The sequence below is a fragment of the Oleiphilus sp. HI0128 genome (assembly GCF_001635365.1).
This window is the reverse complement of record NZ_LWGG01000820.1, coordinates 1-15,057: the sequence shown is the minus strand read 5'-3', so window position 1 is coordinate 15,057 and position 15,057 is coordinate 1. Positions and strand designations below refer to the sequence as shown.

General features: G+C 44.3%; 13 protein-coding genes. 9 read left to right on the top strand and 4 right to left on the bottom strand.

What is annotated here, in order from left to right; translation table 11 throughout:
* Positions 1 to 687: 687 nt before the first annotated feature.
* The 9 genes from sdhC (at position 688) to sucD (ending at position 12,072) form a co-directional block, all read left to right on the top strand.
* Entirely contained in the window at positions 688 to 1,062 is a 375-nt protein-coding gene (sdhC, locus tag A3763_RS12370; RefSeq protein ID WP_068508431.1) for a succinate dehydrogenase, cytochrome b556 subunit, read from the top strand.
* Positions 1,056 to 1,403 carry a succinate dehydrogenase, hydrophobic membrane anchor protein gene (gene sdhD, locus A3763_RS12365; RefSeq protein ID WP_068508433.1) on the top strand — a complete coding sequence of 116 codons (348 nt, stop codon included), beginning with the start codon at positions 1,056 to 1,058 and terminating at the stop codon, positions 1,401 to 1,403. The genes sdhC and sdhD overlap by 7 nt, the downstream gene beginning before the upstream one ends.
* A 3-nt stretch (positions 1,404 to 1,406) precedes the next feature.
* Entirely contained in the window at positions 1,407 to 3,179 is a 1,773-nt protein-coding gene (gene sdhA / locus A3763_RS12360; RefSeq protein ID WP_068508435.1) for a succinate dehydrogenase flavoprotein subunit, read from the top strand.
* Between the two features lie 15 nt (positions 3,180 to 3,194).
* Positions 3,195 to 3,899 carry a succinate dehydrogenase iron-sulfur subunit gene (locus A3763_RS12355; RefSeq protein ID WP_068512317.1) on the top strand — a complete coding sequence of 235 codons (705 nt, stop codon included), beginning with the start codon at positions 3,195 to 3,197 and terminating at the stop codon, positions 3,897 to 3,899.
* Between the two features lie 392 nt (positions 3,900 to 4,291).
* Positions 4,292 to 7,132 (top strand): 2-oxoglutarate dehydrogenase E1 component, encoded by a 2,841-nt coding sequence (locus A3763_RS12350; protein WP_068512320.1) that lies wholly within the window; start codon positions 4,292 to 4,294, stop codon positions 7,130 to 7,132.
* 17 nt (positions 7,133 to 7,149) lie between these two features.
* Positions 7,150 to 8,379 (top strand): 2-oxoglutarate dehydrogenase complex dihydrolipoyllysine-residue succinyltransferase, encoded by a 1,230-nt coding sequence (gene odhB / locus A3763_RS12345; protein ID WP_068512323.1) that lies wholly within the window; start codon positions 7,150 to 7,152, stop codon positions 8,377 to 8,379.
* Positions 8,380 to 8,404: 25 nt separating this feature from the next.
* Entirely contained in the window at positions 8,405 to 9,844 is a 1,440-nt protein-coding gene (gene lpdA / locus A3763_RS12340) for a dihydrolipoyl dehydrogenase (protein WP_068553414.1), read from the top strand.
* Positions 9,845 to 10,033: 189 nt separating this feature from the next.
* Positions 10,034 to 11,200 carry an ADP-forming succinate--CoA ligase subunit beta gene (gene sucC / locus A3763_RS12335; RefSeq protein WP_068512328.1) on the top strand — a complete coding sequence of 389 codons (1,167 nt, stop codon included), beginning with the start codon at positions 10,034 to 10,036 and terminating at the stop codon, positions 11,198 to 11,200.
* The gene (sucD, locus tag A3763_RS12330; protein WP_068512330.1) at positions 11,200 to 12,072 is read left to right on the top strand and encodes a succinate--CoA ligase subunit alpha; all 873 of its coding nucleotides are present in this window, start codon (positions 11,200 to 11,202) and stop codon (positions 12,070 to 12,072) included. The genes sucC and sucD overlap by 1 nt, the downstream gene beginning before the upstream one ends.
* 180 nt (positions 12,073 to 12,252) lie before the next feature.
* Here sucD and A3763_RS12325 read toward each other — a convergent pair whose 3' ends face one another.
* The 4 genes from A3763_RS12325 to A3763_RS30125 form a co-directional block, all read right to left on the bottom strand.
* Entirely contained in the window at positions 12,253 to 12,621 is a 369-nt protein-coding gene (locus A3763_RS12325; RefSeq protein WP_068512332.1) for a response regulator, read from the bottom strand.
* A 73-nt stretch (positions 12,622 to 12,694) separates the two neighbouring features.
* Positions 12,695 to 13,702 (bottom strand): chemotaxis protein CheX, encoded by a 1,008-nt coding sequence (locus A3763_RS12320; protein WP_068512335.1) that lies wholly within the window; start codon positions 13,700 to 13,702, stop codon positions 12,695 to 12,697.
* A gap of 54 nt (positions 13,703 to 13,756) precedes the next feature.
* Positions 13,757 to 14,323, bottom strand: coding sequence for a hypothetical protein (locus tag A3763_RS12315; protein WP_068512340.1), 567 nt, complete (start codon positions 14,321 to 14,323; stop codon positions 13,757 to 13,759).
* 53 nt (positions 14,324 to 14,376) lie between these two features.
* On the bottom strand, positions 14,377 to 15,057 hold a 681-nt coding region (locus A3763_RS30125), incomplete at its 5' end, for a methyl-accepting chemotaxis protein (RefSeq protein WP_082880455.1).

Here is a 15,057-nt window from a genome sequence, read left to right as displayed (position 1 = left end):
TACATCTGGGCCGACAGAGCCAGAATAAATTGGTAAATCGATGGTTTTCCCATCAACCGATAACTGAGCTTTTTTATCAGTCATGGTGCTCTCCTGTTGCTGAGATAGAGTAAGCCAAGCGTAGCTGCTGCTTAATAGGTAAAAAGCTTGCGGCCAGTTGGCGACTTAAAAGTTTGCGCATTATGCCAAATAGAATGACTATAGTCACGTCTCTGTAATGTGCCAATGTAGATGAAAAAAAAATCAAAGAAAGTTTCGGCTTTTTGGGTGGGTGAAATTTGCACGGCTGTGGCGCGGAAATATCTAATAAAAGCTAATTTGGTGCAAAGTGGGTATGAAAACTAAGAAAAAAAGCTTGATATGGTGCCAGAGCTGCCTAAGGCGGGGCTACTATGTTGCTGAAATATTATTGTCAAATACAAGAAAATTTATAATGGCCAAATAATGCCGTTATTTTTGTTCGTGGTTTGTATTTCGCGGCCTTAATCCCTATAATCCGTCAGCAAAATTAGGTGGTGGCCTATTTCACGTTTTGTTTCGGATAATCTTTATTGTAGATTTTCGGGCGGCAAGGCTGAATAGCGTTGAAACATCTTATTATAAAAAGGTTGCAAGGGTTGGCGAATCTTTAGAGACGCCTTCCTTTGTTTAAATTAGCTCATGCCAACTTGAGAGAGTATATGTGCTGTGAAAGATAAACGACCTGTAAATCTCGATCTAACTCAATTTAGTTTTCCTCTGCCTGCGCTAACGTCAATTGTGCACCGTGTTACCGGTGTGGCCTTGTTCGTTGGTGTGGCAATTCTTATGTATGTCCTTGAACTTTCGCTCTCGAGCGAAGACGGTTTTAACGCCGCTAAAGAGTGTCTGGACGGTGCTTTTGTTACTTTGATTATGTGGGGCTTGGTTTCTGCGCTTCTTTATCACTTGGTAGCGGGAATTAAACATTTATTAATGGACTGTGGTATTGGTGAAACGCTTGAAGCTGGCCAGTTCGGTGCCAAAGTTGTTATAGCAGTGTCAGTTGTACTTATCTTATTGGCAGGAGTTTGGTTATGGTAGCAAGTGTTACTAGTTTTGGTCGTAGTGGACTCTATGATTGGATGATTCAGCGTGTTACAGCGGTTGTGTTGGCTGCTTACACGGTATTTATTCTGGGTTATCTAGTGCTAAACCCTGACTTGACATACATGCAGTGGAGTGAGCTGTTTAGTCAAACTTGTGTCAGAGTATTTTCTTTACTTGCTTTGTTATCTTTGGGTGCTCACGCTTGGATCGGTTTGTGGACGGTGTCTACAGACTATCTAAAAGCAATGGTATTCAGGTTTATTTTTCAAGCTGGTTGTGGCCTGGTCATGTTCGTTTACGTGGTCTGGGGTGTTCAGATTCTTTGGGGGCTGTAAGAAATGTCTAAATTAAGAACGCTTAATTATGATGCAATAGTTATTGGTGGTGGCGGTGCTGGTATGCGCGCAGCACTTCAATTGACAGAATCCGGCATCAAAACAGCTTGTATTACTAAAGTATTCCCAACTCGTTCTCACACGGTTTCTGCTCAAGGTGGTATAACTTGTGCGATCGCAAGTGCGGATCCAAATGATGATTGGCGCTGGCACATGTATGACACTGTTAAAGGGTCAGACTATATCGGTGATCAGGACGCAATTGAATATATGTGTTCAGTTGGCCCTCAGGCTGTATTTGAATTGGATCATATGGGTTTGCCTTTCTCGCGAACTGAAGCAGGTCGTATCTACCAGCGCCCGTTTGGTGGCCAGTCTAAAGGGCCGGATAATCCGACTCAGGCTGCACGTACTTGTGCTGCTGCTGACCGTACAGGTCACGCACTATTGCACGCACTATACCAGGGCAACTTGAAGGGCGGCACTACCTTTCTTAATGAATGGTATGCAGTCGATTTGGTGAAAAACCAAAAAGGTGCAGTGGTTGGTGTCATTGCTATCTGTATTGAAACAGGTGAGCGTGTATACGTTAAGGCTAAGGCAACTGTTATGGCGACGGGTGGTGCTGGTCGTATTTATCAGTCGACTACTAACGCTTTGATTAATACTGGTGACGGTATGGGGATGGCGCTTCGCGCTGGCTTCCCAGCGCAGGATATGGAAATGTGGCAGTTCCACCCAACAGGTATCGCTGGAGCGGGTACACTGGTAACAGAAGGTTGTCGTGGTGAAGGTGGTTACCTGATCAATGGCGAAGGCGAACGTTTCATGGAACGTTACGCACCTAACGCTAAAGATCTTGCTGGTCGTGACGTTGTTGCGCGTTCAATGGTTATGGAAATACTAGAAGGCCGTGGTTGTGGTCCAAATAAAGATCACGTTATGTTGAAGTTGGACCATTTGGGTGAAGAAACCTTGAATGCCAAGCTTCCAGGTATTCTTGAATTGTCACGTACATTTGCTCACGTTGATCCGGTTAAGGTACCAATTCCGGTTGTACCAACTTGTCACTATATGATGGGTGGTATTCCGACTAATATCGGTGGTCAGGCACTAACGCAGGATGCTGAAGGTAACGATCACGTTATCGAAGGTCTATATGCTTGTGGTGAAGCTGCTTGTGTATCAGTTCATGGTGCAAATCGTCTTGGTGGTAACTCGCTACTTGATTTGGTTGTATTTGGTCGTGCTGCCGGTTTGCAGATTGAGAAATCTTTGCGCGAAGGTTTTGCAACTGATGATGCAACAGAGGCTGATATCGAAGCCGCATTAAGTCGTTTGGATCGTTTGGATAATACGACTGGCGGTGAAAGTGTTGCTAAGGTTCGAGAAGATTTGCAAAGCACGATGCAGCTTTACTTTGGCGTTTTCCGTGAAGGTGAGACCATGCAGAAAGGTCTTAAGATGCTCGACGAAATAGGTGAGAGAGTTAAGAATACTCATCTTGAAGATAAGAGCGCTGCTTTCAATACTGCTCGTATCGAAGCGCTTGAGCTGGATAACTTGTTCGAAGTTGCTTACGCAACAGCTGTAGCTGCAGAAGGACGTAAAGAAAGTCGTGGTGCTCATGCTCGTAATGATTTTACTGAGCGTGATGATGAAAACTGGTTGAAACACTCAATGTACTTCCCTCTAGAGAAGCGCGTTGGTAAGCGTGATGTTAATTTCTCGCCTAAGACCGTTGATGCGTTCCCACCAAAAGTACGCTCTTACTAAGGGGAGATTTGGAAGATGTTAGTAAGTTTATATCGCTATAATCCTGAACAAGACACTGCACCCTATATGCAGGATGTTGAGTTACAGATCCCTGAAGGGAAAGATTTGATGGTTCTTGATGTCCTGGGCTTGCTTAAGGAAAAAGATCCATCACTGGCTTACCGCCGCTCTTGTCGTGAAGGTGTTTGTGGTTCAGATGGTTTGAACATGAATGGTAAGAATGGATTGGCTTGTATTACACCTCTTTCAGAAGTTGTGAAGGGTAACAAGTTAATCATTCGTCCTTTGCCGGGCTTGCCGGTTATTCGTGACTTGGTTGTAGATATGTCTATGTTCTACAAGCAATACGAGAAAATTAAGCCATTCTTGATTAATGATACGCCAGCACCTGCTATTGAGCGTATACAGACGCCTCAAGATCGTGAAAAGCTGGATGGATTGTATGAATGTATCTTATGTGCTTGTTGTTCAACAGCTTGCCCATCATTCTGGTGGAATCCTGACAAGTTTGTCGGGCCATCAGGTTTGTTACAGGCATACAGATTTTTGGCTGACTCACGTGATACTGCTACGGCAGAGCGTTTAGCTGATTTGGATGACCCTTTCAGTGTTTTCCGTTGTCGGGGTATCATGAACTGCGTTAGCGTTTGTCCTAAGGGGCTTAATCCAACGCGAGCTATTGGTCATATTAGAAATATGTTGTTGCAGCGCTCAACTTAATAGTGCTGAAGACGGTAGTGGTCAGGGTAGACTTTCTGCCGTCGAGACATAATCAATTGCAATAATCTGCAAGTTTTGAATTTATGTCTATAATCAAGTGATGAATCCTTTCAGACCTAGTGCTTTAGCCTAGGTCTGAAAACTTAGGAAACTGTAAAGTAAGCCCAAAAAGCCGAATTTGCAGTTCGCTGAGAAATAATAACCACTGGGGAATCGGGTAACACCCGTATTATCTTTGAGGCAGCAGTCATCCGAGCCTGTTATGTAGGGCGTTACAAGGCGAAATCGCTTTTTATCGTTAGGCTACGTATAGGTATCTTAGAGATACATATTGGCCGCCAATAAGATAGTGCCTGGTATTCGCATTTACTGCTAACTAAGGCGAGCTTTTAATGCAAGAAAGCATCATGGAACAACTCTGGCGGACATCTCACTTGTCTGGCGGAAATTTAGTATACGTTGAACAGCTGTACGACGCTTATTTGGCTGATCCTAACAGCGTCTCTGAAGAATGGCGAAGCTACTTTGACCAACTCCCAAGAGTTAATGGTCATGCTAAGAAAGACATCCCTCATTCGACCATTCGTGAACAGTTTCTCCACCTTTCCAAAAACAAATACGCAAGTCACGAACTGACTACTCCCGCAAGCGCAACCTCTGAGCACGATAAGAAGCAAGTTAAAGTCGCTCAATTGATTAACTCCTATCGAATTCGTGGCCACCAGGCAGCAAAGCTTGATCCCTTAGGTTTGATGGAGCGGGTTGATGTTCCTGATTTGGAGCTTGAATATCACGGTTTGAGCGAGGCCGACCTGGATACCGAATTTCAGATTGGTAACTTGGTCTTCGGTTCCGATGAGTTGAGTCTTCGAGAGATTGTTAACGGACTGAAAGAAACCTATTGCTCATCGCTTGGCGCTGAGTACATGCATATCGTAGACACAGATATTCGTACATGGTTTCAAGAGCGTATTGAGTCAGTAAAAGGTAAGCCCAATTACGAATTTGATACGCGCTACCATCTGCTAGAGCGTTTAACAGCAGCAGAAGGCTTAGAAAAATATCTTGGCTCTCGTTACCCAGGTACCAAACGCTTTGGCTTGGAGGGTGGTGAAAGTCTGATCCCGATGATGGATGAGCTGATTCAGCGTGCCGGTGGTTATGGTGCTAAAGAAATCGTTATAGGTATGGCTCACCGTGGTCGCCTAAACGTTTTGGTGAATACGCTTGGTAAAAACCCGAAAGACTTGTTCGATGAGTTTGACGGTAAAAAACTCCATGATATTGGTTCCGGTGACGTTAAATACCACCAGGGCTTTTCATCGAATGTGATGACGCCAGGTGGCGAAGTGCATCTAGCCTTATCGTTTAACCCCTCACATCTTGAGATTGTTTCTCCGGTTGTTGAAGGCTCGGTTCGAGCGCGCCAGGGTAGAAGGGAAGATGAGCGTCGGGATTCTGTCGTACCTATTATCATGCATGGCGATGCTGCGTTTGCAGGTCAGGGCGTGGTGATGGAAACCTTCCAGATGTCACAAACTCGTGGTTATGGTACGGGTGGTTCCGTACATATTATTATTAATAACCAGGTTGGCTTTACCACCAATAAGCGTGAAGACACGCGCTCAACAGAGTATTGTACCGACGTTGCAAAGATGATCGAAGCGCCAATCTTGCATGTAAATGGTGATGACCCCGAAGCTGTTTTGTTTGCTACTCAGGTTGCAATTGATTTCCGCAATCAGTTTAAGAAAGATGTCGTTATTGACTTGTTCTGCTATCGCCGTCGTGGTCATAACGAGGCGGATGAGCCTTCGGGCACGCAGCCATTAATGTATCAAGTGATCAAGAGCTTGAAGACAACTCGTTCTATCTACTCTGAGCGCTTACTTGAAGAGCAGGTGATCTCACAAGAACAGTCTAAAAAGCTTGAAAATGACTACCGTTCAGCACTAGAGAACGGTGATCATGTTACCAAGAGTTTGGTTCTGGAACCGAATAAGTCTATGTATGTTGACTGGACGCCATTCATTGGCCATGAGTGGACAGCTAAGGCTAAGACTTCGGTCAATGCCAAAACCTTGCAGCGTTTAGGTAAAAAGCTAGGTGCGATACATGAAGGCTTTCCTATTCAGAAGCAGGTTCAGAAGATCATTGAAGATCGAAATAAAATGAATCAGGGCGCAATGCCGCTGAACTGGGGTTATGGCGAGGTAATGGCTTATGCTAGTTTGCTAGCAGAAGGTCATGAAATTCGTATCTCAGGTCAAGATGTTGGTCGCGGTACCTTCTCTCATCGTCATGTTGTTTTACACAACCAGACAGATGGATCGACTTATGTGCCTTTGCAGAATATCAAAGAAGATCAGCCTAAGTGCGAGATTATCGACTCCTTGTTATCGGAAGAGGCGGTTCTTGCCTTTGAATATGGTTTTGCAACGACCAACCCTGGTGCACTCGTAGTTTGGGAAGCTCAGTTTGGTGACTTCGCAAACGGCGCACAAGTTGTTATTGACCAGTTTATTACCAGTGGTGAGTTAAAGTGGGGGCGCCTATGTGGCCTAACCATGCTACTACCTCACGGTTATGAAGGTCAGGGTCCTGAACACTCCTCCGCTCGCTTGGAACGCTACTTGCAGTTGTGTGCTGAGCATAATATCCAGGTTTGTGTGCCAACTACGCCAGCACAGGTGTTCCATATGCTTCGTCGTCAGGTTAAACGACCTTTGAGGAAGCCTCTGATCGCCATTACGCCGAAGAGTTTACTTCGTCACAAAGAAGCTACCTCAACGCTTGATGATTTGAGCTCAGGTACATTCCAGACAGTTATTGGCGATAGCTATGTTGATGATGTTCGCAATATAAAACGCGTCATTATGTGTAGCGGTAAGGTTTATTATGACCTGTTGAATTTCCAACAGCATAATGAAATTACTGATACTGCGGTGATTCGTATCGAGCAATTGTATCCGTTCCCTGGGGATGATCTTAAGGCCATCTTGGAACAGTACCCGAAAGCAAGTGATGTTGTTTGGTGTCAGGAAGAGCCCCAAAATCAGGGTGCATGGTATCCAACGCAGCATAGAATGCGTCGAGTGCTCAAAGAAATTGATGAAAAAATATATTTAAGATACGCCGGACGTAAAAGCTCCGCTGCTCCTGCTGCAGGCTATATTTCGGTACATGTTGAAGAACAAAATGCGCTAGTTAACCAAGCGTTTGATGTTGAATAGTTTAATAAGGATTGGAAATGTCTACAGAAATTAAAGCCCCAACCTTCCCAGAGTCAGTCGCGGATGGAACAGTTGCCACTTGGCATAAGCAAGCTGGAGAGCAGGTATCGCGTGATGAACTCATCGTCGATATAGAAACTGATAAAGTCGTTCTTGAAGTCGTTGCGCCAGATGATGGTGTGATTGAATCTATTTTAAAGCAAGAGGGCGATATTGTCCTAAGTGGCGAAGTCATCGGTAAGTTTACAGCTGGCGCAAGCGGTACAAGTGCCGCAGCACCCGCAGCTGAAGCGGCTCCGGCGGCGACTGAAGAGTCGGCCCCTGCTGCCGAAGTTATCATGAGCCCGGCTGCTAAAAAATTGGTGCAAGAAAATAGTCTTGATCCGTCAGCTATTGCAGCAAGTGGTAAAGACGGTCGTTTGACAAAAGAGGATGTTGTTGCGCACCTTGCAACTGCTACTAGTGCACCTGCTCCGGCCGCTGCTGCGCCAGCTAGTAAGCCAGTATCGGCCCCTGCTGCGCCAGTAGCGCTTGATCTTGGCGCTCGCGCTGAAAAACGAGTGCCTATGACTCGCTTAAGAGCAAGCATTGCACGTCGATTGTTGGATGCAAGTCAAAATACTGCCATGTTGACCACCTTTAATGAGGTTAACATGAAGCCCTTAATGGATCTTAGAAAACAATATAAAGAGTTGTTTGAGAAGAAGCATGATGGCACTAAGCTTGGTTTCATGTCCTTATTCGTTAAAGCAGCTGCTGAAGCCTTGAAGCGCTTCCCGGCAGTTAATGCGTCAATCGATGGTGATGAAATTGTTTATCATGGTTATCAGGATATTGGTGTAGCGGTATCAAGTGATAAAGGCCTGGTAGTACCAGTCTTACGCGATGCAGATGGTATGAGCTTGGCAACAATTGAAGGATCAATCAAAGAGTATGGTCAAAAAGCCCGTAACGGTAAGCTCTCTATTGAAGAAATGACAGGCGGTACTTTCACTATTTCTAACGGTGGTGTATTCGGTTCCTTGATGTCTACGCCAATCTTGAATCCGCCTCAAACGGCGATTTTGGGTATGCATAAGATTCAAGAGAGACCTATGGCTGTTAATGGTGAGGTTGTGATCTTGCCGATGATGTACCTTGCTTTGTCTTATGACCATCGAATGATTGATGGTAAAGAAGCTGTTCAGTTCCTGGTTGCGATCAAGGAAATGATTGAAGATCCAGCTAGAATTCTTCTAGAAATTTAAGTCGAGAACCGGGAGATAAATATAAATGTCAAATAAGTATGATGTAATCGTAATTGGTTCTGGTCCGGCTGGATATGTTGCTGCAATTCGTTGTGGTCAGCTTGGCTTAAAGACTGCGTGTGTTGAAAAGTGGACATCTGAGACAGGTAAGCAGATTCTTGGTGGTACCTGTTTGAACGTGGGTTGTATCCCTTCAAAAGCCTTGCTTGAGTCTTCACATAAGTATGAAGAGGCGAAGCATGATTTTGACGTGCACGGTATTGGCCTGGACGATTTGAAGATTGACGTGCCTAAGATGATTGGCCGTAAAGATACGATTGTTAAGAATTTAACAGGTGGTATTGCATCTTTGTTCAAAGCAAATGGTGTAACGTCGATTCAAGGTACGGGTAAATTGCTTGCGGGTAAGCAGGTTGAAGTAACGGATGCCAAGGGTGGTGTTACTGTTTACGATGCTGACAATGTGATTCTTGCAACAGGTTCAACACCTGTAGAGATTCCGCCAGCACCTTTAACTGAAGGCCATATCGTTGATTCAACTGGTGCGCTGAACTTTGATGAAGTTCCTAAGCGTTTGGGCGTGATCGGGGCAGGTGTTATCGGCCTTGAATTGGGTAGTGTATGGGCGCGCTTGGGTTCTGAAGTAACGGTCCTCGAAGCTCAAGATACCTTCTTAAGTTCTGTTGATCAGCAAATTGCAAAAGAAGCGCTTAAGCAATTTAAGAAGCAGGGCTTGGATATTAAATTAAAGGCGCGTGTTAATGGTACCGATATCAAGCGCGGCCTCGTAAACGTTAGCTATGAAGATACCAAAGGTGCGCAAGAACTTAAGGTTGATAAGTTGATAGTCGCTGTCGGTCGCCGACCAGTAACAGAAGACTTGTTAGCGGCTGATAGCGGTGTAAACCTCGATGAGCGCGGATTTATCTTCGTAGATGACCATTGTAATACAGGCGTTCCGGGTGTTTATGCCGTAGGCGATGTTGTACGTGGTCCAATGCTAGCGCATAAAGGCTCTGAAGAGGGGGTTATGGTTGCTGAGCGTATTGCTGGTCAAAAGACTGAAGTTAATTACGATACGATTCCCGGGGTTATCTATACCAACCCTGAAATCTCTTGGGTTGGACGTACTGAAGAGCAGCTAAAGGCTGACGGTGTTGAGTATAACGTTGGTACTTGTCCGTTTGCTGCAAATGGCCGTGCAATGGCAGCGAATAACACTGCAGGTATGGTTAAGGTATTAGCAGATGCTAAGACGGACAGAGTACTTGGTGTTCATATGATAGGTGGCAGTACTTCTGAGCTAATTGCGCAAGCGGTTATCGCGATGGAGTTTGGTTCTAGCGCTGAAGACCTTGGTTTGACAATGTTTGCTCACCCAACATTGTCAGAAACGGTCCATGAAGCTGCATTAGCTGTTGGTGGTCATGCGATTCATATTGCAAATAGAAAGAAACGTAAATAAATAATAACGCATATTCCCCGCATTATTTCAATAGATAAGCGGGGCTAGTGCGAACATAACACGGGAAAGAAAAGGGATTTACGCTGTGCCAGCAATGAGTGGCGCAATGTGATCGGTTAAGGATTGACCGAGATTTTGTCCGGCCACTTAATACGAGTGGCATTAATCAATTAAATGACGGAATGAATTATGAATTTACACGAGTATCAGGCAAAACAACTCTTTGCTGAATACGGACTGCCTGTTTCTACAGGTTATGCATGTGACACAGCTGACGAAGCGGCTGCTGCAGCCGATAAAATTGGCGGCGATATGTGGGTAGTGAAGTGCCAGGTTCACGCAGGTGGCCGTGGTAAAGCAGGTGGCGTTAAGCTGGTTAAGTCCAAAGAAGAGATCAAGGCCTTTGCTGAGAGCTGGTTGGGTAAGAATCTTGTCACGTATCAAACAGACGAGAGTGGTCAGCCAGTTGCAAAAATTCTTGTTGAAAGTTGCACTGATATTGCTAACGAATTGTACTTGGGTGCCGTCGTAGATAGAGCGTCTCAGCGCGTAGTGTTTATGGCTTCTACTGAAGGCGGTGTTGAAATTGAAACTGTTGCTGAAGAAACGCCTGAATTGATTCACAAAGCTGAAATTGATCCACTGGTTGGCCCACAGCAGTATCAAGGTCGTGAGCTTGCATTCAAGTTAGGTCTTGAAGGCGATCAGATCAAGCAGTTCGTAAAAGTGTTTATGGGTTTGTCGAACATGTTCAATGATCATGATTTCGCACTATTAGAAATCAACCCTCTAGTCATTACAGACGAAGGTAACATCCACTGCTTGGATGGAAAAATTGGCGTTGATAGCAATGCTTTATATCGTCAGCCTAAGATCCGTGAAATGCACGATCCTTCTCAAGAAGATGAGCGTGAAGCACATGCTGCTAAATTCGAATTGAACTATGTTGCTCTGGACGGAAATGTTGGTTGTATGGTTAACGGTGCCGGTCTTGCAATGGGTACGATGGATATCGTTAACTTGCACGGTGGTAAGCCTGCTAACTTCTTGGATGTTGGTGGCGGTGCGACGAAAGAACGTGTTTCAGAAGCATTCAAAATTATTTTGTCTGACGACAATGTAAAAGCAGTATTGGTTAATATATTTGGTGGTATTGTACGTTGTGACATGATTGCTGAAGGTATTATCGGTGCAGTTAAAGAAGTAGGTGTTGAAGTACCAGTTGTCGTACGACTTGAAGGTACAAATGCTGAAGCGGGCAGAGAAGTGCTTGCTAGCTCTGATTTGGATATTATCGCGGCAGAATCATTGACAGATGCTGCAGAAAAAGTTGTCGCTGCAGCGGAGGGTAAATAATGTCAGTTTTAATTAATAAAGATACAAAAGTTATCTGTCAGGGTTTTACTGGTGGGCAAGGTACTTTCCACTCAGAGCAAGCTATTGCATATGGCACGCAAATGGTTGGTGGTGTAAGTCCGGGTAAGGGTGGTCAGACTCATCTTGGTCTTCCAGTATTCAACACTGTTAGCGAAGCGGTTGAAGCTACGGGTGCGACGGCTACGGTTATCTATGTTCCAGCACCTTTCTGTAAAGATGCGATTTTAGAGGCGATTGATGCAGGTATCGAGCTGATCGTTACCATTACTGAAGGCATTCCTACTTTGGATATGGTTGATGTGAAGGTTAAGCTTGATCAAGCTGGCGTTCGTATGATTGGACCAAACTGTCCTGGTGTTATCACCCCAGGAGAGACTAAGATCGGTATCATGCCTGGTCACATTCACCTACCAGGAAAGGTTGGTATTGTTTCTCGCTCAGGTACTTTGACTTATGAAGCGGTTAAGCAAACAACTGATGCAGGCTTCGGTCAGTCAAGTTGCGTAGGTATTGGTGGTGACCCAGTACCAGGTACTAGCTTTATTGATGTTTTGGAAATGTTCCAGAACGACCCCCAGACAGAAGCTATTGTAATGATTGGTGAAATTGGTGGTACTGCTGAGGAAGAAGCAGCTGAGTACATCAAGGCTAATGTAACAAAGCCTGTTGTGTCGTATATAGCGGGTGTTACAGCGCCTGCTGGTAAGCGTATGGGGCATGCTGGGGCGATCATCGCTGGTGGTAAGGGTACAGCTGATGAGAAATTCGCTGCACTCGAGGCAGCTGGTGTGAAGACTGTTCGTTCTCTAGCGGATATTGGTTCAGCGCTGAAAGAAAAAGCTGGCTGGTAGGATATCGCTATTAGCGAGATTAACGATTTAAGTTAGTCTTTAAAGGGCGGGGTAGAGTTAATCTATCCCGCCTTTTTTGTATCCATTATAAAGTACAGTCTTGGCTCATTGCTTTTATTCGCAGGCAAAAAAAAGAGCGAATAAATCGCTCTTTTCAGGGGGGGCAATAAGGTTGTTTGCTTAAGCGCCAACAAGCTTCTTAATACTTGCAACAACATTGTCACCTTTGAAAGGCTTAACAATCCAGCCTTTAACGCCGGCAGCTTTACCGCGCTGCTTCATGCGTGGATCGCTCTCCGTAGTGAGCATGATAATATTTACAGTTGCGTTACCAAGTTCTCCGCGTACTTTTTCAACCATGGTTAAACCGTCCATGTTTGGCATGTTTACGTCCGAGATAATTAGTTTGATGCTTGGGTCTTTCTTCAGTTTTTCCAAGCCATCTTTACCGTCGACGGCTACTTCTACTGTCATGCCGTGCCCTTTTATAAATGAGCTAACTTCATTGCGTACGGTTGCAGAATCGTCAACAACAAGAATTTGAGCCATGTTTTTTTCCTCGTTTGTCTCTAAAGACTATTATTCAAATAAATTCAAAATATTTTAAGCAAATGCGCTGGGGTTAGAATAGCTCTAACTCTCCGCCATCTACGAAATCATCAACTGCTTTGTCGCTTTCAGCGAACTTTTCTGGTGACCAGCTTAGGTTAAATACCAGGCGCTGGTACAAGGTAATATTTGGGTAGCGTCTGCCCGGGTCGTTAAGCGTATATTTAAAGCATAGCTGAGGTTCCGTTGAACCAAAAGAAATATGCTTTTGTACATGGTTAACAATGATCGGTACTTGTGTTCGATGCCCATCATCCGGGCTTTCACCGCTATGGAAGTAACGGGATTTAATTCCGCCCCAAATCATATTTGTCAGCTCATTGAGAACCGAGTTGGTGTCTCTAGAGTCAGGGCGTGTTGTGTCTATATGAGTGCGTCCAGATCTAATAAGCTCCAATATCTCATTCTCAGTAGTCTGTAGCATCATGTACCCACGACACCAGTCACTTTCTAAAGGTATAAGGCTAAACAGCTCACCGTAAATGATTTGGTCTTTAACCAAATAGGGCTGCTCGCAACTAATATCTGTACCTTTAAAGATGTTCTCAAATGCATCTAAGGAAATATCCTGGATGCCCTGTGCAAGCTCGATAGGATAGTACATGCTGCACACATATGAGCTGATTAGCTCGTCTAGAGCTTCAGGTGTCTCAAGTGTATAAACACCTGTAATTGCTTCCTGAACATCAGGGTCAAGGTCTTGCGTATCAGTAAGGCTGCTTCTACGAAGAAAAATCGGTAGTTCAGGTCGTGTATGATGAATTTTCATGCACAAATCTAAACCGGTGAAGCCGTTCGGGTCAGGATCCTCTGATAGAAATATTGCGCCGAGGTCAACGTTAGACTTTAGTATGTCATCTATTTCGTTCGAAGCATCTTTAATGCCGATCATATTATTGCCTGTACTAACTTTTAGGCCGACAAGCTTATGCTTGGTGCAGACTTCTTTGAGTACAGATAGTGCATCATCATTACATTCGTGCACCAAAACTTTACTGACTATTTGTGTGGTTTCGCTCATTTTTACTCCTGCTTAAATCTATCTTTATTGCGTCTTCTTATTGGATAGATGCAATTAAAACATTTCTAACTCGCCTGAATCGGTTTCTTGTTCAATCAAGTGTCTATCAATACGTATATCGAGTTCTTCATCGGCAACTAAATAAACGCTCGCGTAAAAGAGGGCTTGGTCATCGTATTCAGCAACTGAATGAGATTCAAAATTTGTATTCAAGCTCTTCATGTACTTTAAACAATCTTTACTTAATCGGTTTGGTGTCGACACGCCAAGGCTTGGTACTGCTTTACCAATATCTCGTTTAATGGCACCTAAAAATGCATTACCTACTTCGCCGAGATAGTCATAGAACTTATCGTCATCAAGATTGCTTTGGTTAATCTTAAGTGTCTCTGAAATCAAGCTTTCTGTTTCTGGCTTTTTAGTAAAGTGAAACAGTGCGAATATTCTGAAAAGCTGCGAGGACATTGTCAGTACGTAGAACTCAGCCTCGTTAAGGTTGTCGAGATTTGTGCGCTCTTTTATGTACCAGCGGGAAGGGTCAGACCCCGCAGTTATTGACTCTTCAAAACTTGCTTTGAAGGTGCGCTTTATTTCATTTTTGAATTCTTCATTTACTAACATATGCGTGGCCAAAATTTACTTTTGTTTCGTTCTGTTCATTGTTATCAGCTGTTCTATAGCTGGTTAAGCATATTTTTAACAATCTCTGTCGTGGACGAGACATCGGTCAGTATCATTTTTCCGCTAGCCTGAATGTCCTGGAAGGTCGCGGTGGTCAAAAAGTCATTCTTGTTTAGATTTTCTTTATAGCTCTCACTTAATTCTTGGCTTCGCATCGCCAAGTTACGAACTTCGTCAGCCACTACAGCAAAACCACGACCGTGTTCGCCTGCTCTTGCAGCTTCGATAGCTGCATTCAGCGCAAGGATTACAATCTGCTTAACGATGTTGAAAAACTCCTGGTTCTGCGTGTGCATCTCAGCATTATGTAGCATGAGCTGGGTTAGGCTTTCGTGCCAGCGCTCGAACGTAACAAGTAGGTCAGCAAGGTCTGCCAGGTCTTTTTCAACTTGAGTAAGTTGAGAGCTAAGGCTTTCTTTCTCAGCGTTGAAGGTACTATTTAGTTCATCTATCTGTGCGCGATACTCATTCTCTAGAATTGCTTTTTCATTTTCGAGCTGATCTTGAACGGTAGATATCTGATTGTTGAGGCCGCCGATTTGTTCTTCAAAAGATGAAACAGAACCTAGAGCGATATCTAATTGTTCTTGTAGTGTCTGGTTACTTTCCTCTAGCTGAGTAATCTGATCCAGGTGCGCGTTTGTATCAGCATTAATAGCGGCTATAGCCTTATT